Consider the following 20,523-nt stretch of genomic DNA (forward strand, 5'->3'; position numbering starts at 1 on the left):
ATATTTGCGTGAAACAGCGCCCAATACTCCTAGAGTTGTAGCAACAGCGTTACAACCTCCTTCTATCGCTAGCTTGACAATATTTTCTGGGTCAAAGTAGATAGGATTGGGCGCGAAAGATGCACCCGCTGAGTGTTCAATTCCTTGATCTACAGGGAGAATCGATAAATACCCAGTGTTAGCAAGGCGTCCGGTAGAATAAAGGGTCTGCAAATTCCGCAAAACTTGAGGGTTACGATCGCTACTCAGCCAAACTCGGTCTACAAAGTCCGGTCCAGGTAAGTGTAATAAATCTTTAGAAACTTTTGCCTTATGAGTGAGCAAGTCCTCAGCTTCTTTACCCAATAGGGACTCAATAAAATTGGGCGCAGACAGCGTTGTTGTCATTAGGGTTTCCTCAGGGAATTTACAAGCGTGTCTTTGCCTTTATGATAGCTTTTAGAAGAATAAAGTATAAAAATTTTCTAAGACATAACCATGTATATTTCTTACTATATATAAATCCTTGATACTTTATATATCATTCTTGACAAAAGTGCGATCGCGTCCGTTTCTTTTAGCATGGTTGAGAGCTTCTTCTGCTGCATTTACCAAAATACTTGGTGACTGTTGCATTTGAGGAACTATAGAAGCGACTCCCAGAGTAACAGTAACAACACTAGCAGTCAGCCCGTAGATTGACTCATCATGAGCAAGAGCTAACTTTTTGACTTGTTTTCGGATTTTTTCAGCAGTTTTTAAAGCTATAGGAGCTGTTATCTTTGGTAAAATGACAGCAAACTCTGTACCTTTGTAACGAGCTGGTATTGCCGAAGTAGAATCATTAAAACTTTCAAGAACTTGGGAAATCACGTTAGCAATAAGTCGCAAACAATCGTTTCCTGCTTCTTGACCGTGAGAGGTGTTATAACTCTTAAAGTCATCGATTTCTAATAAAATCAGAGATAGGGGTTTGTTTTCTAAAGCTAATTGTTGCCACTGTTCTTGCAAAGAAGTGTTAAAGTAACGTTTATTTGCGAGTTCGGTAATTTCGTCTGTAATAGATATGCGCTGTAATTCTTGAATTTGTCTTTGCAAATGTTCAATCTGTTCTTGCCAATTCCACTTGCAGAGATTTTGAGTCGCAAAGTACTGCCGATATAAATCGCATGAAACCGTACACTGATTTCTGACTAATTTCACTAAGCCCATGCTTTCTAACTTGTATGCTAATATGTGATCTAATTCTACACTTGTAGTAGAAGCAATCACCTGCCCAAATGCTCCTGCTAATTCTGGGGATTTTTGCAAAATTCCTAGCTGTCGGCGTAAGTGTGCGCTATAAATTCCAGTCATTGTAGGCGCTTCTTGTAATAAGTTTTCTAGGCTTAGATTTGGAGCAGTCAATAAATGGTAAATAGCCAATCGCACGAGATAGGGGTGTCCTCCCACCATTGCTTGTAAAGAGCGTGCATTTTTTACACCTTCCTCATTTGTCCAATTGAGTCCGTATCGTCGTGCCAAATCCTGAACTTGCTCTAAATTAAACTCTGGTAAATGAACTGATAATCCAACATTAAAAGGGGATTCATTAATATTTAATTCAGTATAAAACTCTGTAGAAGAAACTACAAATAATCGAAGATTTTGCCAAATTTCCCATTGTTTTGCTTGTTCGTGCCACGAGCGCAGTAAAGAAAAAAAATCTTGGCAAATTCGGGGATATTCAAAAATACAATTAACCTCATTCAAGACTAACACTAATGGTCTTTGAATAGTTTGTAATAAATATTTTTGAAAATAAATAGTACAGCTAACCTTAGAACCTATATCTTCATCCCAATACTCATTAAGGTTTGAATTAAGTTGCAATTGTTGGCTTGCGTTAGCACAAAACCAACGCAAAAATTTCTCTAAAGTTGTAAAAACTTCTTCTTCTGCTTGCTCAAAATTGATGTAGATAGTCTTATAACCTAGATAGCGAGCATAATTCATAAGGCGGAGAGTGAAGGAAGTTTTACCCATCTTTCTAGGGGCTTGCATCCGAATTACACTTCCCGGTCTCATAATTTCTTGATATGTTAATTCCTCAACTGAGTAATGACTGATATAATAAGGGGAATTCAGGGGTTCGGGATCGCAGGGAAATTCAATGGTGGCTGAAAACTGCATTTGATCTCAACTCCAGATAATTAGTTATTACTAAAGCAACTATGCACGTGGTTTGAACATTTTCCTGTTCTTTGCTCTACAGTCATAATGATGAGTACCCTAGTAGACGTAATGTAGCGAGCCCAACTCTCCATAATATTCTTATCATCAAATGGGTATCAATCATTGAGAGGCTACACAGATGCTTTTCTTGGAGATATATCTATCTTTAGGTGTATTGAACCTATAAGCAATCTGCCTAAAGATAGATTTAAAATAGAAAATGAGTCAAATGCTAGGTGCGATCGCAGGTGATATCATTGGCTCTGTTTATGAAGCCAACAATATCAAAACGAAAGATTTTCCTCTTTTGCAAAGTGAGTGCCGTTTTACGGATGATACTGTGCTGACAGTTGCGGTTGCTGATACTATCTTGAACGAGGATTTATCTGTTGGCAGCAGCAAATACATTGATAAATTTAAGTCTTACTACCGTCGCTATCCCTTAGCTGGTTACGGGGGAACCTTTAAAATGTGGGCGGGATCGAGCAGCAGAGAACCCTACAACAGTTGGGGTAACGGTTCGGCAATGCGAGTCAGTTCTATTGGATTTGCTTTTAACGATCTCGATATTGTGTTACAAGAAGCACGGCATAGCGCTGAGGTAACCCACAACCATCCGGAAGGTATTAAAGGTGCTCAAGCAACTGCAACTGCTATCTTTCAAGCGCGGATGGGTCATAATAAAAACTCTATCAAGTCTTATATAGAAACTCATTTTGGATACGATCTCGGTCAAACTCTTGACCAAATAAGACCGAATTACCGATTCGATGTTTCTTGTCAGGGGTCTGTTCCCCAAGCCATCATCGCCTTTTTAGAATCCACTGATTTTGAAGATGCTATCCGCAATGCTATCTCTATTGGTGGTGACAGTGATACTATTGCTTGCATTACAGGTGGTATTGCTCAAGCTTTTTATGGTGGTGTACCAACAGAAATCTCTCAATGGGTGTTCGAGCGTCTAGATGAACATTTACGCAGTGTTACCCAACAGTTTATGTCCCAATACTGTTTATAAATAATGCCAACTCGAAGCAAAACCAAAGCCACTGTTTGGCTTATAGAAAACGGTAAAGTGCGATCGCGTTCCGATCAACTTGCAACCGAAGAACCGTTGGAAATTCGCCTTGCATTTCCACGTCAAACAGTTGCGGTAACGATGCGAACCCCCGGAGCAGATTTTGAACTCGCTGCTGGATTTCTTTACACCGAGGGAGTCATTGGCTGTAGAGAAGATATCCAACGCATAAGCTATTGCGTAGATAACTTGGTAGATGGAGAACAACGCTACAACATTGTCAACGTTACCCTTCGAGAAGGATTGAATCCCGATCTACAGCCGCTACAAAGGCATTTTTATACAACAAGTGCTTGTGGAGTTTGCGGTAAAGCCAGTCTTGAAGCCTTGCGTTTGCGTAATTACTCGCCTATTCCTACAGGGTTAGCAGTTGCATCTGACATCATTTACACATTACCTAATAAACTCAGAGCAGCCCAGAGTGTGTTTGATGCAACAGGTGGTCTCCATGCAGCTGCTTTGTTCGATACTCAAGGACAACTGCTAACCATACGTGAAGATGTCGGACGCCACAATGCATTAGATAAGCTAATAGGTTCAGCTTTGCTTAACGGGGAATTGCCTTTGAACGATCGTATTGTCATGGTCAGCGGACGTTCTAGTTTTGAAATTTTGCAAAAGTCTACAGCAGCTGGAGTTCCTATTGTCTGTTCTGTTTCTGCGCCTAGCAGTTTGGCTGTGTCAATAGCAAAGGAATTTGGAATCGCTTTAATCGGATTTTTGCGAGGCGAAAAGTTTAATGTATATGCTGGGTTGGAAAAAATACGATGAATCCCCCCCAATTTACTGACGCATTTGTGACTCTGGCAACTGTTCATTTTGACACTATCGTCAGTTTCTATACCCAATTTCTAGGTATACAACCAACAAGTCTTATTCCAAATGTTTATGCAGAATTTCAACTTAGGGGCTTAAAACTAGGTATTTTCCAACCAAAAAATTTAGATTCGTCTGAATTTGAAAACTCTGAAAAAAGTAAGATGAGCTTGTGTTTGGAGGTGCGGAACTTGGAGAGTGCGATCGCACATTTAACTGCATTAGGTTACCCCCCAACAGGAGAGATAAAAACTGCATCCCATGGAAGAGAAATTTATGCTTATGACCCCGAAAGCAATCGGTTAATTCTGCATCAATCTACCGTTCTTTCTGTTGAATTCCTTTCTGACTCACACCAGTAACAGAACCGCTTCCTCCAAACACAGAATCACTAACGTGTCCGGCTAAACTTTTGCTTGGTCACCAAACAAAATTTTGAGTTGTTCGGACAAATCTTCAGGGGATACATCCTCTTGATGCGTCGCAATCCACCAATGATTTCCGCTTAAATCTTTTAACCCTGCTTGGCGATCGCCCCAGAACTCATCTTTCGGTTCCATCAGTGAAGTACCACCTGCTTCGATCGCACTTTCGTAAGTTGCATCAGTATTCTCAACGTACAGATAAATCGAACTTGGCATTGGCTGAAACTCACCCGTCGCTTCACTCAGCATGATGAGCGAATCACCTATTTTAACCTCAGCATAGATGATACAGCCTTCTGGATTTTGGATGCGACGAATTTCCCGAGCTTCAAACGCCTGCTTGAGAAACTCAATTAAGGTTGCGGCTCCTTTTACGACAAGGGATGGCGTAACAGTGTGAAAACCTTCAGGGATTGGTTTGACTGCCATAATTATTGCCTCTGACAATAATTTAGTACACCTCTATGTTAGTACAAATGTATTAATAAATCTACAATCTTAAAAGACAGGCGATCGCGAGTCCTACAAGTTGGGAAAGTTGGAGTATTTTTTTTGTTGGAAGGCGGTTGTCGCCACCTTTAACTGCGAAAAACCCGCAATAGCATTCTTCAATGGCTACATTAGAAGATACAAGAAAGAAAAGTCGTTTTTTGCTTTTATTGACCAGGTACTCTTACACAATGATGAGTGAAGCAGTTATTATTTCCGATAACCCCTTACTAAAAGGTTCTGGCTTACCACCTTTTACACAAATACAACCAGAGCAGGTTGTACCAGCTTTTAACCAATTGCTGGCAGAAATAGACAAAGAACTCGTAACACTAGAAGCTAACGTTGAGCCTACATGGAGTGGTTTAGTAGAACCTCTAGAAAATCTCACAGAACGTTTGTACTGGAGTTGGGGTATTGTCAGTCATCTTATGGGTGTAAAAAATAGCCCCGAATTGCGCGAAGCGTTTGAAACTGTACAACCACAGGTGATACAGTTCTCGAACAAGCTCAGCCAAAGCCAACCAATTTACAACGCTTTCAAAGCACTCCACGCCAGTGATACTTGGGCAACTTTAAACACAGCCCAACAACGTATTGTAGAATCTGCTATTCGAGACGCAGAACTTGCAGGTGTTGGCTTGCAGGGAGAGGCAAGAGAGCGTTTTAATGCCATTCAGATGGAGTTGGCAGAAATATCTACTAAATTTTCCAACCATCTGCTTGATGCGACTAAAGCTTTTAGCTTGACTTTAACAACTCAAGCAGAAATTGATGGTTTACCCCCCAGCTTACTTAGCTTAGCGGCACAAGCTGCACGCTCTGCAGGAGAAGAGAACGCTACGACAGAAAATGGTCCTTGGCGCATTACTTTGGACGCCCCCAGTTATGTGCCTTTTATGCAACACAGTACCCGACGGGACTTAAGGGAAAAGCTGTACAAAGCTTTTATCGCCCGTGCTTCATCAGGTGAGTTGGATAATAACCCGCTGATTGAGCGCATATTGGAACTGCGTCAAGAACTTGCAGAGTTGCTGGGTTACCAGACCTATGCTGAATTAAGCCTAGCTAGTAAGATGGCTCCTAACGTCAAAGCAGTAGAGTCTTTGTTAGAAGAATTGCGTTCTCGCAGTTATGACGCTGCTTTGAAGGAATTGGATGAACTCAAAGCGTTTGCTGCATCTAAAGGAGCACCAGAAGCAAAGGATTTGTGGCAATGGGACATTCCATTTTGGGCAGAGCGTCAGCGAGAAGAAAAATTTGCCTTCACTGCTGAAGAGTTACGCCCTTACTTCCCACTCCCTCAAGTTCTTGATGGTTTATTTGGATTAGTCAATCGATTATTTGGTGTGACTGTTACCCCTGCTGATGGTCAAGCCCCCATTTGGCAGGAGGATGTAAGGTATTTTCAAATTGCTGATGAAGCAGGTCATCCTATTGCTTACTTTTACTTAGATCCCTACAGCCGTCCTGCTGAAAAACGTGGCGGTGCGTGGATGGATGTTTGTATTAACCGTGGCAAAGTCGTGCAAAATGGAGTGACAACTATTCGTTTACCCGTGGCTTATTTGGTTTGCAACCAAACCCCCCCAGTGGATGGTAAGCCCAGTTTAATGACTTTTGACGAAGTTGAAACTCTGTTCCACGAGTTTGGTCACGGCTTGCATCTGATGCTAACAAAGGTGGATTATCCTTCGGCTGCAGGTATCAACAATGTTGAGTGGGATGCGGTGGAATTACCCAGCCAGTTTATGGAAAACTGGTGCTATGACAGACCAACTTTGTTTGGCATGGCAAAGCACTATGAGACAGGCGAACCTCTGCCAGAACATTATTACCACAAGCTGGTGGCAGCAAAGAATTACATGACCGGTACTGGTATGTTGCGACAAATCCATATCAGTCTCCTTGATATAGAACTGCATCATCGTTACCGTCCGGGCGGTGCGGAAACTCCCAAGGATGTGCGATCGCGTCTCGCTAAAACCACAACAGTTCTGCCTCCATTACCTGAGGATGCCTTCTTATGTGCTTTTGGACACATATTTGCTGGAGGATATGCAGCAGGTTATTACAGCTATAAATGGGCTGAAGTTCTCAGTGCAGATGCTTTTGCAGCGTTTGAAGAAGCCGGTCTTGATAACGAATCAGCCATAAAAGCAACAGGTAGGCGCTATCGAGATACAGTGTTGGCGCTTGGTGGTAGCCAGCATCCGATGGAAGTCTTTAAGTCCTTCCGGGGTCGCGAACCGAGTACCGAACCATTACTCAAGCACAATGGTTTGGCTGTTGCAGCTTAAAAGTTTGTAAAGATGTAGAGACGCGCCACAGCGCGTCTCTACAGAAGGATGTTAGCGATCGCGTTAGCTTTAACAAAGTAGCATTGAGTGCGGCAAAAGTCTTTAAATTTTGTAAAAAATAGAAGTAACATTCATCATATTCTTGCAAGTTTTCTTTGCATTACTTAACCTTTGTTCTAATTAAAAAGAGTAAACATAGATTACAACTAATAAATTTAATAACCATTCATTAAGTTCATGGGTCAGAATTAATAGTAAGCTTAAATCATCAAAAACCCAGTTAATCCTTTCAAAAACTGGGTACCAATAACTTGAAATGTTAGTGGTTAGTGGTTAGTGGTTGTTAGAACAATCAGCTACTAATAATTAACTCATAACCATTAACTATCAGTCAGTAAATTAGGTAACCTGAACCCCAAGAAGATCTAAGATGATAGAAAAAATTTTGCTAGCTGTCTCTGGATTAGGTCACGCCGAAGAGATGCTCAAAAGTTTAAAGGATGTGCCATCAATTCAACGTGCAAAAGTAACCGTTTTGCACGTTGTACCAGATCAAGTGACTGCCGAAAACATGACAACTAAATGGGAAGAAGGCGGCAAAATTTTAGCGAATGCTATTCAGTATTTGAACCTAGATCCCAGTCGGGTTTCCTCTATTTTACGTCAAGGCGATCCCAAAACTGTGGTTTGTCAGGTCGCCGATGAAATTGAAGCTGACTTGATTATTATGGGTTCGCGAGGACTCAAACGCCTCCAATCTATTCTATCGAACTCCGTCAGTCAGTATGTTTTCCAACTATCTTCTCGCCCCATGTTGTTGGTTAAAGATGACGTTTATGTCAAAAGAATTAACCGGATTATGGTGGCAATGGATAACTCTGAAGCTGCCAAGCATTGCTTGACTTTAGCTCTATTCTTCCTACGAGATATTAAAGGAGGAGAGTTAATTCTAGCTAATATTAATACGGATTTGCGTGGTAAACCATCTGAAATGTATGAAATTAGTGCAGAACACAGCCCTGTTTTAGCCGCCGCCGCTACAGAAGCTAAAAAATATGGTATACCAGTTCGTTGTGTAGTAAGTAGTGGTAAACCTGGTGAAGAAATTTGTCGCTTGGCAGATGAATGGAAAGTAGATTTACTACTCCTTGGTTCTCCGGATCGCCGTCCTTCTATTGCTAAGAGTTTAGTAGATATAGACAGACTTTTGGGTGCATCTTTGTCTGATTACGTTCGAGTTAATGCAAACTGTCCTGTTTTGCTGGCAAGAACAGTAGATTAAGTAAAGTTGAACAATCGGTGGTTGATAAATAAAAACCCCTACGCTATAAATGTAGGGGCTTTATTCGATCTACAAAAAATTACTAAGCTGTCACGCCCGTAATTTGCACATAGCAAACAACCCTAGCAATCCTAATTCATTCGTGAAAGATTCTTATAACTGATAGGTTGGGAAATACCTTACCTACGTGTATTTCACAAATTAAACAGGATTGCTATAGGTAACTTGCTAGCTACAGTTCTCTTAATTTTGAATTTTGAATTTTGAATTTTGAACTGCTTTCTAATCTTTTTTACCTTCGCGGCTAGCAGTTTGAATGTAAAGAATTATTAAAAAGACGGCGGGAACGAGAACGAACAGAATGCTCGCTACGAACCCTAGATCGTTAACTTGCATGGGAAGACAGCCTCTCTTCGATATCTAGGTAACACTTTTAGGATACCATTCTATGGTTGAAAGAAGCATCAAGTACAAACACATAAAAACTGGCTTTCTCCCCACTTTAAGTCCGAGTGACTTTACACTCCATCGTTTATCCTTTTTTACGGCTTTGTTACTACACTGACTGCACCATGTACCAAAGTTTGACAAGCAAGACGACAATTTTCTGGCTTTTTCTTTAATAATTTGTTTTCTGCATCGGTACGGGGTGATAAATTTTCCAAACCTTCAACAATCTCTACCACACAGCAGCCACATTGTCCGTATCCTCCACAATTCATCATCTTGCCAAAAAGTTTGTATATATCAATGTTGTTTTGCAAGGCTCTTTCTCGTAAATTCGCGCCGTTAGCTGCTACGACTTCTTTGTTTTCTTTCACAAATGTAATGTTACCCATTTCTGATACCTCGTTTACTGTACTTAACTAAAAAAGCAATAAGGATAAAGGGTAAAGGATCAAAAGCTTATAGTTCGTCCTTCATTAGATACAACCTCCCGAATTTCACGGTAGCGGCGTTACCTGTCATACTTCGCTTGTTTATATATTACCCACTTATTTTAAGTTATTACAATTTCTTAAGAATTATCAACTTTGTTGACGAAATTTGAGTAAAAGAAAACCCGACAGCTAAAAATCGTCGGGTTTGGGGAGTATTGAGCCTATACTTAGGTCAAATGGTTTATCTAAAACCAATAGCGGCTTGCCAAACAAAAGCCAGCAACAAGAAGAAAACGGGGATAATTGGCAGAACGTCTACCAAAGGATCGAGAACTTGATAAGCTTCGGGTAATTTTGCTAACAACAATGCTGCTTCCATATTTATTAAATCCACCTATCCAACACAGCTTTCAGAATTGAGAAATATCTTAACACGCGTCAGTAGTTAGTGGTTAGTGGTTAGTAGTTAGCGATCGGTGGTTAGTGATTTTCCCTAATCCCCATTCTCCAGTCCCAAATCCTCAGCCCCCTGTTCCAGCCAAGAAGCAAAATCAATCGCAAAAGTATCGTTGAGTATTGCTTCTCGTATCTTTTGAGTAAAGCGAATCAACTCAGTGATATTGTGAATACTTAATAAGGTATACGCTAAAATCTCTTGCGCCCTTACTAAGTGTGATATGTAAGCACGACTAAAATTTCGACACGCGTAGCAAGGACAAGTGTTATCTATTGGGGTAAAGTCTTCACGAAACTTTGCATTTTTTAAATTCCAACGCTCGCCTTGCACCATTGCTGTACCGTGTCTCGCCCAACGGGTGGGAATAACGCAATCGAACAAATCCACTCCGGATGCGATCGCAATTGCAATTTCCCGGTATGTACCTACTCCCATTAAATAGCGAGGTTTTTCTGGTGGTAGCAGAGGTGCCGTTGCTTTGACCACATGAGAAATCAGTTCCGGCGGTTCACCGACGCTGACACCACCAATAGCGTATCCAGGTAAATCTAACTCTGCGAGCGCCAAAGCTGCCTGAGAACGCAAATCAAGATACACCCCTCCCTGTACAATACCAAACAGGGCTTGGTCTTGACGTTGATGGGCGCTTATACAACGTTTCAGCCAGCGGTAAGTCCGTTGAGTGGCAGCTTCCACTTCTTGGCGTGTGGCTGGATAAGGCGGACACTCATCGAATGCCATAATGACATCCGCGCCCAAAGTGTTTTGAATTTCAATAGAACGCTCTGGAGTTAAGTTAATAATTTGACCATCATGGGGTGAGCGAAAAGTAACTCCTTCTTCACTAATTTTCCTCATTTCACTCAAACTAAAAACTTGGAATCCACCTGAATCGGTCAGGATCGGTCCCTTCCAGCCCATAAATTTATGCAGTCCTCCACCTCCTGCTACAATTGCCTCACCTGGTTGGAGGTGTAGATGATAAGTATTGCACAAAACCATCTGCGCTCCAGTTTCCTCCAGTTGAGATGGAGTAATCGTTTTGACATTGGCTAGCGTCCCCACAGGCATAAAGCGTGGAGTTTCTACTATACCGTGAGGGGTAGAAAAAATTCCGACCCGCGCTTTCGTCTGGCTACAGTTAGCAAGACGTTGAAAAGAAAATTGTGCAGTCAAGAGAGAATTTGCTAATTGCTAAGGGCTAATAGCTAATAGTAACATCCAGGAATTGGAGACACGGGGGATAAGGGAGATAAGGGAGACAAGGGGGACAAGGTAGAATCAACTTCCTTGTCTTCCTCGTCCCCAGTTCCCAATACCCAATCCCCAATTAAAATAAATCGCAGTTATCATCATCCATTTCCGCATCCCACTTAGCCGAGAAAACTTGCTCCATCATGGCTTCTAAAGCACTGATGTGAAAACAACGTTCGCGTCTCTCTTCTAAAGAAGTTGAAAGGGGAATCAGTCGCAAACACATTCCTTCTTGAATAAGGTCAAAATAAGTTTCTTTTTCCGGAGACAGTTTTAATTCCAAGTAATCAAAACTATAAACATTCAAATAAAGCGTATGGTTGGCAACTAAGGTAGACCGTTGCGGATTGGCAAAAACTTCCATGACATCCCCCTCCCCCTCGCTCTGCAATTTTCCCTCATGGGTGTGGATATAGCGAACGCGACCTAAGTCTGTGAGTAATCGCCACATATCTTGCTTATTCACAACCACGCCTGTATCAATAATGCACGGAGCTGGTATCTTGGTATCGGGTAGATGGTTACTCATAAATTAAACAATTTTTGGAGCCCAGATGAGTTCAACATAGCTACACAGTCATTGTCACAGCTTTGCTGAATCCCTACATTTTAATAAATATCTTCACTTGTAGGACGATTGATTGAAAAGCTGCAATCAATAAATTTGCAAGCAACAGTACTACGGTACTGTCACAAACTTTTGAGACTGGCAAAGCTAATTCGCTTAGTGCTGATTTATACAAAAATAAAAAATCATCACTGAGCTTAGCATAACAAAATTTTTTCAATAAGTTCCCACCACTGATAAATCTTATTTAAAGCTTTAAAAAGGACGAAAGATAAAGTATCCGTATTTCTTGTCTTTGGTTCGATCTGTAAGCTACATTATTATCCTTTATACTTTATCGTTCAGATGACCGTTCGGCATCCGTGGTGGAAACAACATCTGTTAAATATGGCAGCTTCTATAGTATTCTATACAAGTATTCCCCTGCCATATCTAGAAGGATTGGACTTCCGGTATGTGGCCCGATATGCTCCATTAGTAGGGTGTGCGATCGGGAGCATTTTGGGAACATTAGATATTGGAATGAATTATTTGAATGTGCCAATATTTACTCGTAGCGCTTTGCTGGTCAGTATTTGGGTTGCCATGACTGGGGGATTGCACTTAGATGGAGCTATGGATACAGCTGATGGTTTGGCAGTGGGAAATCCCAAGCGGCGACTTGAGGTGATGGCAGATAGTGCAACAGGTGCATTTGGCGCAATGGCGGCTGTTGTTTTGGTGGTTCTTAAAATAGCTGCTTTAACAGATTTGGAGAAAAACCGTTGGTTGGCTTTAATGGCAGTTTGTGGGTGGGGACGTTGGGGTCAGCAATTGGCTATTGTCCGGTATCCTTACCTCAAAAAAACTGGTAAGGGGGCATTTCACAAAGAAGTTATTCGTTCTTATCAAGACTTGTTACCGGGATTGTTTTTAGTATTGAGTTTAAGTGGATTAGAGATATTACTGAACAAACAGCGTCTGTTGTTTGCCCTAGGAATGGCAATTGCAGGAATTGCGATCGCCACTCTTACGGGTGCTTGGTTTAACCGTAAGTTAGGCGGACATACAGGAGACACTTACGGTGCTGTTGTTGAGTGGACAGAAGCATTACTTTTATGCGTACTGACTGGGTTGGTGAGTGGTTAGTCGTTAGCGGTTAAATACAACCAACAACTACAACTAACCACTCTCTAACTCCCTTTAACTGGTTGCAGTCGTGTCACCTTAAGTTTAAAAGCGCCAATCCCGGTTTCTCCAAATGACCGAACGCGCACGATGTAACTTCCTGTCTCTGAAACTCGGGTAAAAAGCAGAGAATTGCTGCTACCATCAGGACCGTCATCGTTTTCTGCTACAGTGGTTCCATCAGGTGCTAGCAATGTAATGATAGCATCGAAGCTTTCAGAGACTAAATCAATGGCTAGATTATCTCCCTTACTCAACTTCACCATGTAATCGCGAGCATATCCGCCTTGACCTGTAGGAATATCCTTATCAGAGAGCATATCGGAAATTTCATTACTTAGAGGCAAAGGAATCGGACTATACAACTTATTTGCTGGTTGAGCAAAAGCTGCTGTTGTACTGAAACCAATGACCACTACCGTGGTACTCGCAATCGCGAGTTTTCTCAACCCCACTGCAAAAGCCTTACTTATCATCCCGAGACTCTTCCATGAAAACAGCGCCGTTTGGTTAATTATAGTTTTCCTTGCTCAAAATTGCCCATGTATGGTTTTTATCTGGGATTTTAACTGGGGGTGTTCTGGTTGAAGGTAAGAGCAACTGCTGCAATCCCTAAAACTCCAATTCCACACTGATTGAGTGTTTGGGTAGCAGATTTGGCAGTTGCTCCAGTGGTGTAAATGTCATCAATTAATAACACTGGGCTTTCTAAGGAATAAAGAAAATCTTGTCTTACTCGGAAAGCTTTTGCTAAGTTCTTTTGTCGCTCGGACACGGATAAACCATACTGTGCTTCAGTTTCTTCTACTCTCTCCAAACCGTTGACTTTTAATTGCAATCCTGTTGTTTCACAAAAGCTTTGGGCTATAAGTGCAGCTTGGTTAAAACCCCGCTTTTTTTGCTTATTCGGGTGGAGTGGAATTGGCACAACTGTGCATTTTGTATTCCGTGCAGGGCTACTCGATAGCCATGTGTTGCCCAGGTAATGACCTAAAGGACGAGCAATTTCAGGATGGTTTTTATATTTCATGGCAGCGATCGCTAATTTCAGCGTACCACCGTAACTTCCCCAAGCAAACACCGGAAGGGGCTCGTGCCAAAATACACTAGGATTGGGTAAATAAGCTCGTTGTAATTGCTGATGGCAGTTTTGGCAAAATTCTTGGCAAGTAGACCGCTGGCATAGAGTGCAACAGGATTTTAGGAAAATATTTAATAGACTTTGAAAATTTCTCTCCCAAACGGCCATATCTCACGTTAAATAAATTATAACTTTATTATTCTCAATATATATCAACTGATTTGGCTAACATTTGGTTGCTACTCAGGCAGTTTTATGTGCCCGAACATTCCCGGCATTAAATTTGTGGCTTTTTTAAGGGCTATTTTGGCAGTAAAACTACGGCTGTTGGGATTTGCAGAAAGAATAATTTGATTGACTTGTCCGCGCACAGAATGCTTGAGAGCATCTAGTTGCACTTCTACTTCATCTCCTGGTTTCACCAAGGACTTCATTGACTCTGGTACTGCAACGCTAAACTGCAAGCGATCGGTATTTTCCAATGTCACCAAAGGTTGTCCAAAACCCACTATTGCACCTACTTCTGTATGTTGCTTGGTGACGACTCCAGCAAATGGTGCTTTAACAATGCTGCGGTTCACGTTAGCAATCTTTGGCTTTACTTCTGCTCGTGCTTGCTGAACTTGGGAACGCGCCTGCTTTAATCCTGCTCGTGCTTGCTGGACTTGGAAGCTTGCCTGTTTTACAGCAGTTTTGGCTTGCTCAATTTCCCGCTTGGCTCGTTCAATCACAGCTTTTGCCTGTTGAATGCGAGCTTCAATTAATGCTACCTGGGTATTGGCTGTATCTAGTTGTAATTGGCTGACTGCACCATCTTTTCGCAGCGTAGCCATGCGTTGTTGATTTAACTGAGCGTCAGCTAGTTGTGCTTGTGCTTCCTGCAATTTGGTTTCAGCTTCCTGTTGACGAACCTCTGCTTGATTGAGTTGTGCTTCTGCTTGAGTTTTGTTTGCTAGGGCTTGAGTTTCGGCGAGAGTCGCAACTGTTACACCTGCCTGGGCTTGGGAAATCACAGCCGATGCTCGATCGCGTTGTGGCTGGATATCTTTGACATCAATAATGGCAATGATTTGACCTGCTTTAACTCTGTCACCTTCTTGCACCAGCAAAGTTTTCATCTGTCCCATAACGGGGCTGGTAGTAGTAACGGTTTCTACCGCTTCCAACGTACCATTTAAGGAAATTCTACCCAGACTGGATGCTTTCTCGGTCAGGGTCGTTTTTACTTCTATAGGTTTGATAGTGCTAGTTATAGGAGCAGTAGATTCCGCAGAATTAGAAAAAAAGGATAAAACGATAGCTCGCAAGCCTGTAATTGCTAAAAGGGCTGCTAAAAAAAACATATCGTATTTCATTCGCTTACCTTTGCTGTGATACTAACCCAAGACGAATTAAGGCGATCGATCGCTAAGGAATTTCTCTCCCTGCGCGATCGCACTCTATTTGGCATCACGCAGATGTTCATCCAGCACTGAAAACCTTGTGTGGCTCGCAATTGTAGGTTTGGCTGCGGTAGTAAAGTTTCATCTGCTGTTAATATACCTAAAACAGCAAACAAGATTTGATCTTCAGCAATCAAAATTCGATTGATGGGAACAATGCTGCAGTGCAGACAATTTAATCGTTATGAATTTGAATAGTTTCACCGTTGCTACGAGTAATACTCAGGGCTTTGAACTCATTGTCGTCATAGTTGCCAACAACAGTGACTTTTTCTCCTACAGAGAGGTTAATGGGTTGTCCTAACCGAGGTTCTGCTTCAATCATGATTTGTCCCTTACCATCGTTGAGAATGAACTCGTCATCTAAAAGCTTAGTAACTTGACCGGAAATACTGGTAACACGAGCATTAGGCAAATTCTCAATTTGGTTGGGCGTTTTCTGTGCTACTACCTCAAAAGGAATTAGCAACGCAAACAAACCGGTTAGGACAATACTGGGTGTAGGATTGAAATTCATTTGTTAAAACCTCCAATCTGATGTTTAATTCACGCTTATTTTCAGATTGCCAGATAAAAGTAACAAGAAAGTAACAGCACGATCTTCAACCAAGGAATTCCTTCATTAACAATCAAAATCTTTGCTTACCAGGTATTCTTTGCTGGTTATGGTCGGGGCTGAGTGCTGTTAACTAATATCTATGCAAATCTGTGTATGTCTGTGCTTTTTGCTGAGATATTAGCCGGATGACCGAAGGACGAATTGCGCGGAGCGCTTGACCGATGCACCCTACGGTTCGGATGAGTCTTTAACTTTGTCTACTTCTTCAACAACCCACGGTTTAAGAACAACACTAGCAACCGTGTTGTTTTCAATGTACTTTCAGGAGGACTGTCTATTTTTGTGGGCGTTTCTTTTTCTCCATTCAGGTGAAGATATTCTTTGATTTTGGACTTAATTCATAATTGACTGCCTCAACATTGAAGCATACAATAGATTATACAATTCTCAGGTTTTCGATGAGAAATCAAGATGACAGAGGTGAGAAAAAGCGTGCAGTCAGCTACTAGAGCGGTGACTAAAACTTATACAGAACAAATAGAGTTTTGGCATTGGGGCGAGATATCTGCTCTTGCTAATTTGGCATCCTCAGCACGTCATCGTAGAATATCTACATTTACCAAGAGAATGGGTCTAAAGCCTCGCTCTTCTAGGGCGACTTTATTTGTGTTATAATATTTTGCGTAGAAGTTTTCCACGGAAAATGATTGTTTTAGAATTCAAAGCCAAAGGGAAAACGACTCAATATACTGCCATTGATGAGGCGATTAGGACGGCTCAATTTGTTCGCAATAAGAGTATCCGTTTTTGGATGGATAATCGAGGCGTGGGACAAAAAGAAATGTATCGCCTTAGTAAGTCATTGAGAAGAGAATTCCTATTTGTAAAAGCTCTGAATTCTAGTGCTTGCCAAGCTTCTATTGAACGGGCTTATAGTTCTATTGCTCGTTTTTACGACAACTGCAAAAAGTCTGTTCCGGGTAAAAAGGGATATCCAAAGTTCAAGAAAAATTCTCGCTCAGTGGAGTATAAAACCTCTGGGTGGTCACTTTCCGAGACCAGGAAACAAATAACCTTCACCGACAAAAAAGGTATTGGTACGCTCAAGCTGAAAGGAACATGGGATTTAAACTTCTACCAATTAGAACAGGTAAAACGAGTTAGATTAGTTCGTCGTGCTGATGGGTATTATGTTCAATTTCTGATTAGTGTAGACAACAAATTAGAAACACAACCCACAGGGAAAACCATTGGTTTGGATGTAGGACTTAAAGAATTCTATACCGACAGCAATGGACATAGTGAACCTAACCCAAGGTTTTATCGCACAGGAGAGAAACGTCTAAAATTTAGACAAAAGCGCGTTTCTCGTAAAAAGAAAGGCTCTGCCAACCGTAAGAAAGCTATTAATAAATTAGGGCGAGTACACCTCAAAATAAGTAGGCAACGTGAAGAACACGCCAAGAGACTGGCGCGTTGCGTAATCCAATCTCACGACTTGGTATCCTATGAAGATTTGAGGATTAAAAATTTAGTGAAAAATCACTGTCTCGCTAAATCTATTAATGATGCTGGTTGGTATAAATTCAGAAAATGGTTGGAGTATTTTGGGGTGAAGTTTGGCAGGATAACTGTTGCGGTTAACCCCGCCTACACTTCTCAAGAATGCTTCAGTTGTGGCGCAATAGTCAAAAAATCTCTATCTACAAGAACCCATGTTTGCGAATGCGGCTTTGTCATAGATAGAGACTCGAATGCCGCTATCAATATTCTGAAATTAGCCTTGAGTACCGTAGGGCATACGGGAACTTGGATCTACTATCCGAACGCTTCAGGAGATTCGACCTCTACTCATACTGGAGAAATCCTGTATCAGCAAGTTGGGTCTGTGATTGAAGAATCTTCGCCCTTATAGGGCGGAGAGTGTCAAACAGTTATGCCTAGATTTAAATTAACGGTTTAGATGTGAATGGTAGTTTGATTTGAAAGGTAGAGCCTTCACCCAAACGGCTTTTTGCTAGAATTTGTCCCCCATGTACCCGCACAATCTGTTGCGCGATCGCCAATCCTAACCCAAAGCCTCCTGTATGGCGCGAGCGCACGCTGTCAACTCGATAAAACCGATCGAAGATATAGGGTAAATCTGTCTCTGGAATCCCAATACCGCTATCGAGTACTTCAATAACCACCCAATGAGACTGAAAGAAAACTCGCAAGCAAACTTTCCCTCCAGACGGGGTATAGCGGCAAGCGTTACTGAGAAGATTTGTTACCGCTTGACGCATTAAATCTGGATTTATTCTCAGCATTACCAATCGTTCGGGAAATTCGCTGATGAATTCTAAGTTTTTTGCCTTTGCTAAGTGGGTGTATTCCTCTACTAATGTTTCGAGCCAGTTAACCAAATTGATGAGGTTAAGAGCCTCTGGCTTTAATTGTCCTTCATTTCGAGCTAAGAATAATAGATCGCCAATCAACATTCCCATGGATTCAGCAATCCGATCGATATTTTCTAGGGAACTTTGCTGGAGACTGGGGTCAATTGGTTCGAGCAAAGCAAACTGAGTATTATTCCGAATTGCCTGAAGCGGTGTCCGTAGCTCGTGGGAAGCATCAGCTGTGAAGCGCTGTAACTGCTCGTAGGATTGACGAATTGGCTGCATGGCCATTCCACCAAGAAACCAACCCGTCAAACCAATTACGCTTAAGGCAATGGGTACACCTACGATTAAAAAAAGTCTCAGCGACCATAAAGTTTTTTCGACAGGTGCTAAAGAAGCAGCTATTTCCAGATAGCCGATTAATTGTTTATCCTGAAACACAGGAACTGTTAATTGACGCAGCAATTCCTGATGAGAAACGCTGGTAGAAAAGCGATCGCCTCCTTGAGGTGGCTTGTCTGGAGCATTGCCTAACTCAATTGTTTGAAACCCCAGTTTATTATTTAATTGCTCTGCTGGAGTCACACCAAAAAACTCTAGTAGTTGCTTTTTGGGAGTGTACCAACGGGCATAAATAATTTTACTGTCAAAGGGCAAAGCCTCACCACCCAAGATGGGCACATCTTCGAGACTAATGCGTTGCTGTTGTTGGTAAAGCCCATCTTCAACGCCAGCTGCCATCAGCTGAGTTGTATTGTAAAGTTCTTGGTCAAATGCTCGCAATTGCTCTTTGGCTTCTAAAAAATAAAGTATTGTTGCAAAGATCGCCAAAATGCTCCCCATAGACAGGGTAAACCAGCGAGCTAAATTACGCCGACTGCGACTGAACATATTAGGAATTAGCGATCGCATGAGTCAGGGTCAACTAATCTATATCCCATACCGTAAACAGTCTGCAGCCAATCTTCTGCTTTTACCATCTGCAAGCGTTGCCGCAGTCGATGCACTAACATCGTTATTGCTTTACTATCTGGTTGTATATTCCACTCCCAAAGTGCTTGTTCAATTTGCTCGTGCGTCAGTACTTGTCGGGGATGTCGCAGAAAATATTCCAGCAATTGAAACTCTCGACCTGACAATTGGACTGTAACTTCCTGCCGTTGTAGCGTTAGAGTATTGAGATGAAGTTGTAAGTCGGCTAACTTTAGCAAATCACCTTGCCAAAGTGGTGCTCTGCGTCCCAATGCTCGTACTCGTGCTAAGAGTTCGAGCAAACTAAAGGGTTTAACTAAATAGTCATCTGCACCAACATCTAGAGCAGATACTTTATCCAAAATTGCATCTTTGGCAGTGAGAATCAACACTGGAGCCGTTTTTCCTGCTTGACGATATTTTTGACACAGGCTAACACCACTAACCTTAGGCAACATCCAATCTAAAATTAACAGGTCGTAGTCTCTGTGAGTCATTAACCACTGGGCTATTTCACCATCTTCAGCCGCATCGACAATATGTCCCACTTTCGAGAGTGCGCCCTGTAGTGGTTGTAACTGAGTTATATCATCCTCTACAAGTAAGATCCTCATTCATTATTTGGCTGTAATTTCTTTTCAGTTTCCTATGATAAATTAATAATTAAGCTTTTTCTGCATTATGGCTCGACCCCGCTGGCTGCAATTTTTCGTTAACTTAGGATTGGAGTTTTGGCTGCCAATACCCTTAATCGGACTGTTTTTTTGGTTGAGTACGGGTTTGCTTACGCATCAAGTATTGAGCTATACCTATGGCACAACAACCCAAATCCACGCCAACTCAAAGCATCAAATTCAGTTTTCTGTTTCACTGGCCGTTATGTCGATTGAAGCTGTCATTCAACGCCAAGAAAAGTTGACTGAAGTTAAAGTTTACACTGCTGATTCAGTTTTAAAGCAGATGGAATTTGAGTTTCCCGTGACTGAATTTGCTCAAGTTGATGCAGCGATCGCTCAAGTTTTAGGATTACCAATCACGGGGATTAAACAGTTAATCCGTTATCGTATTGAGAACTAATACCAAATCGTACTTTTATAGAAATCCTATTTGATTTACTCAGATAACACCTGGGAATATTATACAAGCTATAATGTCAATCTTAAATTTCTTATGAATAA

The 20,523-nt window shown here is 41.6% G+C and carries 24 protein-coding genes (1 of these 24 cut by a window edge); 9 read left to right on the forward strand and 15 right to left on the reverse strand.

All coding sequences use genetic code 11. From position 1 onward, the window contains the following. Positions 1 to 387 carry the 5' portion of a class I fructose-bisphosphate aldolase gene (locus HC643_RS00790; RefSeq protein WP_038082704.1) on the reverse strand. 696 nt of this gene lie to the left of the window's left edge, so only the first 387 of its 1,083 coding nucleotides appear in the window; its start codon is at positions 385 to 387; the stop codon falls past the left edge of the window. 126 nt (positions 388 to 513) lie between these two features. Then, positions 514 to 2,151 (reverse strand): AAA-like domain-containing protein, encoded by a 1,638-nt coding sequence (locus tag HC643_RS00795; RefSeq protein ID WP_167844593.1) that lies wholly within the window; start codon positions 2,149 to 2,151, stop codon positions 514 to 516. A gap of 271 nt (positions 2,152 to 2,422) precedes the next feature. Between HC643_RS00795 and HC643_RS00800 the strand changes: the two genes are divergently transcribed. Genes HC643_RS00800 through HC643_RS00810 form a run of 3 tightly spaced genes read left to right on the forward strand, consistent with a single transcriptional unit; the run spans position 2,423 to position 4,449 of the window. Further along, on the forward strand, positions 2,423 to 3,211 hold the full coding sequence (locus HC643_RS00800; RefSeq protein WP_038082701.1) for an ADP-ribosylglycohydrolase family protein: 789 nt from the start codon (positions 2,423 to 2,425) through the stop codon (positions 3,209 to 3,211). 3 nt (positions 3,212 to 3,214) lie between these two features. Then, a complete protein-coding gene (gene fdhD / locus HC643_RS00805) occupies positions 3,215 to 4,042 on the forward strand; it encodes a formate dehydrogenase accessory sulfurtransferase FdhD (RefSeq protein WP_038082699.1) in 828 nt (275 codons plus the stop codon). After that, a complete protein-coding gene (locus HC643_RS00810; protein WP_038082698.1) occupies positions 4,039 to 4,449 on the forward strand; it encodes a VOC family protein in 411 nt (136 codons plus the stop codon). Before fdhD ends, HC643_RS00810 begins: the two co-directional genes overlap by 4 nt. A 42-nt stretch (positions 4,450 to 4,491) precedes the next feature. Here the strand turns inward: HC643_RS00810 and HC643_RS00815 are convergent, their stop codons facing one another. Further along, on the reverse strand, positions 4,492 to 4,941 hold the full coding sequence (locus HC643_RS00815) for a VOC family protein (RefSeq protein ID WP_038082696.1): 450 nt from the start codon (positions 4,939 to 4,941) through the stop codon (positions 4,492 to 4,494). A 254-nt stretch (positions 4,942 to 5,195) separates the two neighbouring features. Between HC643_RS00815 and HC643_RS00820 the strand changes: the two genes are divergently transcribed. Together HC643_RS00820 and HC643_RS00825 are read left to right on the forward strand one after the other, a co-directional pair. Further along, on the forward strand, positions 5,196 to 7,301 hold the full coding sequence (locus HC643_RS00820; protein ID WP_038082710.1) for a M3 family metallopeptidase: 2,106 nt from the start codon (positions 5,196 to 5,198) through the stop codon (positions 7,299 to 7,301). 430 nt (positions 7,302 to 7,731) lie between these two features. Further along, a complete protein-coding gene (locus HC643_RS00825; protein WP_038082694.1) occupies positions 7,732 to 8,583 on the forward strand; it encodes a universal stress protein in 852 nt (283 codons plus the stop codon). 282 nt (positions 8,584 to 8,865) lie between these two features. On the opposite strand, the gene psbM is transcribed toward HC643_RS00825, so the two are convergent. From psbM to HC643_RS00850, 5 genes are all read right to left on the reverse strand, one after another. Beyond that, the gene (psbM, locus tag HC643_RS00830) at positions 8,866 to 8,979 is read right to left on the reverse strand and encodes a photosystem II reaction center protein PsbM (protein WP_017746279.1); all 114 of its coding nucleotides are present in this window, start codon (positions 8,977 to 8,979) and stop codon (positions 8,866 to 8,868) included. A gap of 146 nt (positions 8,980 to 9,125) precedes the next feature. After that, positions 9,126 to 9,422, reverse strand: coding sequence for a 2Fe-2S iron-sulfur cluster-binding protein (locus HC643_RS00835; RefSeq protein ID WP_038082692.1), 297 nt, complete (start codon positions 9,420 to 9,422; stop codon positions 9,126 to 9,128). A 283-nt stretch (positions 9,423 to 9,705) separates the two neighbouring features. Next, entirely contained in the window at positions 9,706 to 9,843 is a 138-nt protein-coding gene (locus HC643_RS00840) for a photosystem II reaction center protein K (RefSeq protein ID WP_063779436.1), read from the reverse strand. 114 nt (positions 9,844 to 9,957) lie between these two features. Further along, a complete protein-coding gene (gene tgt, locus HC643_RS00845; protein WP_050045092.1) occupies positions 9,958 to 11,097 on the reverse strand; it encodes a tRNA guanosine(34) transglycosylase Tgt in 1,140 nt (379 codons plus the stop codon). A gap of 154 nt (positions 11,098 to 11,251) precedes the next feature. Continuing rightward, positions 11,252 to 11,704 carry a hypothetical protein gene (locus HC643_RS00850; protein ID WP_038082689.1) on the reverse strand — a complete coding sequence of 151 codons (453 nt, stop codon included), beginning with the start codon at positions 11,702 to 11,704 and terminating at the stop codon, positions 11,252 to 11,254. 384 nt (positions 11,705 to 12,088) lie between these two features. Between HC643_RS00850 and cobS the strand changes: the two genes are divergently transcribed. Beyond that, positions 12,089 to 12,871 carry an adenosylcobinamide-GDP ribazoletransferase gene (gene cobS / locus HC643_RS00855; RefSeq protein ID WP_038082687.1) on the forward strand — a complete coding sequence of 261 codons (783 nt, stop codon included), beginning with the start codon at positions 12,089 to 12,091 and terminating at the stop codon, positions 12,869 to 12,871. Positions 12,872 to 12,915: 44 nt separating this feature from the next. Here cobS and HC643_RS00860 read toward each other — a convergent pair whose 3' ends face one another. The 5 genes from HC643_RS00860 to HC643_RS00880 form a co-directional block, all read right to left on the reverse strand. Then, entirely contained in the window at positions 12,916 to 13,386 is a 471-nt protein-coding gene (locus tag HC643_RS00860) for a PPC domain-containing protein (protein ID WP_038082685.1), read from the reverse strand. Positions 13,387 to 13,475: 89 nt separating this feature from the next. Then, positions 13,476 to 14,159 carry a ComF family protein gene (locus HC643_RS00865; protein ID WP_038082684.1) on the reverse strand — a complete coding sequence of 228 codons (684 nt, stop codon included), beginning with the start codon at positions 14,157 to 14,159 and terminating at the stop codon, positions 13,476 to 13,478. Positions 14,160 to 14,230: 71 nt separating this feature from the next. Further along, a complete protein-coding gene (locus HC643_RS00870; protein ID WP_050045094.1) occupies positions 14,231 to 15,346 on the reverse strand; it encodes an HlyD family secretion protein in 1,116 nt (371 codons plus the stop codon). Beyond that, positions 15,343 to 15,570 (reverse strand): hypothetical protein, encoded by a 228-nt coding sequence (locus tag HC643_RS00875; RefSeq protein ID WP_050045095.1) that lies wholly within the window; start codon positions 15,568 to 15,570, stop codon positions 15,343 to 15,345. Before HC643_RS00875 ends, HC643_RS00870 begins: the two co-directional genes overlap by 4 nt. A gap of 38 nt (positions 15,571 to 15,608) precedes the next feature. Then, positions 15,609 to 15,950 (reverse strand): hypothetical protein, encoded by a 342-nt coding sequence (locus HC643_RS00880; RefSeq protein WP_050045096.1) that lies wholly within the window; start codon positions 15,948 to 15,950, stop codon positions 15,609 to 15,611. Positions 15,951 to 16,463: 513 nt separating this feature from the next. On the opposite strand from HC643_RS00880, the gene HC643_RS00885 reads away from it, so the two are divergent. Then, positions 16,464 to 16,667 (forward strand): hypothetical protein, encoded by a 204-nt coding sequence (locus tag HC643_RS00885; RefSeq protein WP_137986067.1) that lies wholly within the window; start codon positions 16,464 to 16,466, stop codon positions 16,665 to 16,667. 28 nt (positions 16,668 to 16,695) lie between these two features. Next, positions 16,696 to 17,907 carry an RNA-guided endonuclease InsQ/TnpB family protein gene (locus HC643_RS00890; protein WP_167844594.1) on the forward strand — a complete coding sequence of 404 codons (1,212 nt, stop codon included), beginning with the start codon at positions 16,696 to 16,698 and terminating at the stop codon, positions 17,905 to 17,907. A 31-nt stretch (positions 17,908 to 17,938) separates the two neighbouring features. On the opposite strand, the gene HC643_RS00895 is transcribed toward HC643_RS00890, so the two are convergent. Together HC643_RS00895 and HC643_RS00900 are read right to left on the reverse strand one after the other, a co-directional pair. After that, the gene (locus HC643_RS00895) at positions 17,939 to 19,264 is read right to left on the reverse strand and encodes a sensor histidine kinase (protein WP_038079783.1); all 1,326 of its coding nucleotides are present in this window, start codon (positions 19,262 to 19,264) and stop codon (positions 17,939 to 17,941) included. Positions 19,265 to 19,272: 8 nt separating this feature from the next. Beyond that, entirely contained in the window at positions 19,273 to 19,959 is a 687-nt protein-coding gene (locus tag HC643_RS00900) for a response regulator transcription factor (RefSeq protein WP_038079781.1), read from the reverse strand. 67 nt (positions 19,960 to 20,026) lie between these two features. Between HC643_RS00900 and HC643_RS00905 the strand changes: the two genes are divergently transcribed. After that, a complete protein-coding gene (locus HC643_RS00905; protein WP_038079778.1) occupies positions 20,027 to 20,422 on the forward strand; it encodes a hypothetical protein in 396 nt (131 codons plus the stop codon). Positions 20,423 to 20,523 lie beyond the last annotated feature (101 nt).

It is taken from the genome of Tolypothrix bouteillei VB521301, assembly GCF_000760695.4.
GTDB classification, from domain to species: Bacteria; Cyanobacteriota; Cyanobacteriia; order Cyanobacteriales; family Nostocaceae; genus Scytonema; species Scytonema bouteillei_A.

Coding starts and splice junctions, on each gene's coding strand:
- HC643_RS00870 (WP_050045094.1), bottom strand. CDS start 15,346: ATGAAATACGATATGTTTTTTTTAGCAGCCCTTTTAGCAATTACAGGC.
- HC643_RS00885 (WP_137986067.1), top strand. CDS start 16,464: ATGACAGAGGTGAGAAAAAGCGTGCAGTCAGCTACTAGAGCGGTGACT.
- psbM (WP_017746279.1), bottom strand. CDS start 8,979: ATGCAAGTTAACGATCTAGGGTTCGTAGCGAGCATTCTGTTCGTTCTC.
- HC643_RS00815 (WP_038082696.1), bottom strand. CDS start 4,941: ATGGCAGTCAAACCAATCCCTGAAGGTTTTCACACTGTTACGCCATCC.
- HC643_RS00865 (WP_038082684.1), bottom strand. CDS start 14,159: ATGGCCGTTTGGGAGAGAAATTTTCAAAGTCTATTAAATATTTTCCTA.
- HC643_RS00825 (WP_038082694.1), top strand. CDS start 7,732: ATGATAGAAAAAATTTTGCTAGCTGTCTCTGGATTAGGTCACGCCGAA.
- HC643_RS00895 (WP_038079783.1), bottom strand. CDS start 19,264: ATGTTCAGTCGCAGTCGGCGTAATTTAGCTCGCTGGTTTACCCTGTCT.
- HC643_RS00835 (WP_038082692.1), bottom strand. CDS start 9,422: ATGGGTAACATTACATTTGTGAAAGAAAACAAAGAAGTCGTAGCAGCT.
- HC643_RS00820 (WP_038082710.1), top strand. CDS start 5,196: ATGAGTGAAGCAGTTATTATTTCCGATAACCCCTTACTAAAAGGTTCT.
- cobS (WP_038082687.1), top strand. CDS start 12,089: ATGACCGTTCGGCATCCGTGGTGGAAACAACATCTGTTAAATATGGCA.
- HC643_RS00850 (WP_038082689.1), bottom strand. CDS start 11,704: ATGAGTAACCATCTACCCGATACCAAGATACCAGCTCCGTGCATTATT.
- HC643_RS00800 (WP_038082701.1), top strand. CDS start 2,423: ATGCTAGGTGCGATCGCAGGTGATATCATTGGCTCTGTTTATGAAGCC.
- HC643_RS00840 (WP_063779436.1), bottom strand. CDS start 9,843: ATGGAAGCAGCATTGTTGTTAGCAAAATTACCCGAAGCTTATCAAGTT.
- HC643_RS00880 (WP_050045096.1), bottom strand. CDS start 15,950: ATGAATTTCAATCCTACACCCAGTATTGTCCTAACCGGTTTGTTTGCG.
- fdhD (WP_038082699.1), top strand. CDS start 3,215: ATGCCAACTCGAAGCAAAACCAAAGCCACTGTTTGGCTTATAGAAAAC.
- HC643_RS00900 (WP_038079781.1), bottom strand. CDS start 19,959: ATGAGGATCTTACTTGTAGAGGATGATATAACTCAGTTACAACCACTA.
- HC643_RS00860 (WP_038082685.1), bottom strand. CDS start 13,386: ATGATAAGTAAGGCTTTTGCAGTGGGGTTGAGAAAACTCGCGATTGCG.
- HC643_RS00905 (WP_038079778.1), top strand. CDS start 20,027: ATGGCTCGACCCCGCTGGCTGCAATTTTTCGTTAACTTAGGATTGGAG.
- HC643_RS00890 (WP_167844594.1), top strand. CDS start 16,696: ATGATTGTTTTAGAATTCAAAGCCAAAGGGAAAACGACTCAATATACT.
- HC643_RS00795 (WP_167844593.1), bottom strand. CDS start 2,151: ATGCAGTTTTCAGCCACCATTGAATTTCCCTGCGATCCCGAACCCCTG.
- HC643_RS00810 (WP_038082698.1), top strand. CDS start 4,039: ATGAATCCCCCCCAATTTACTGACGCATTTGTGACTCTGGCAACTGTT.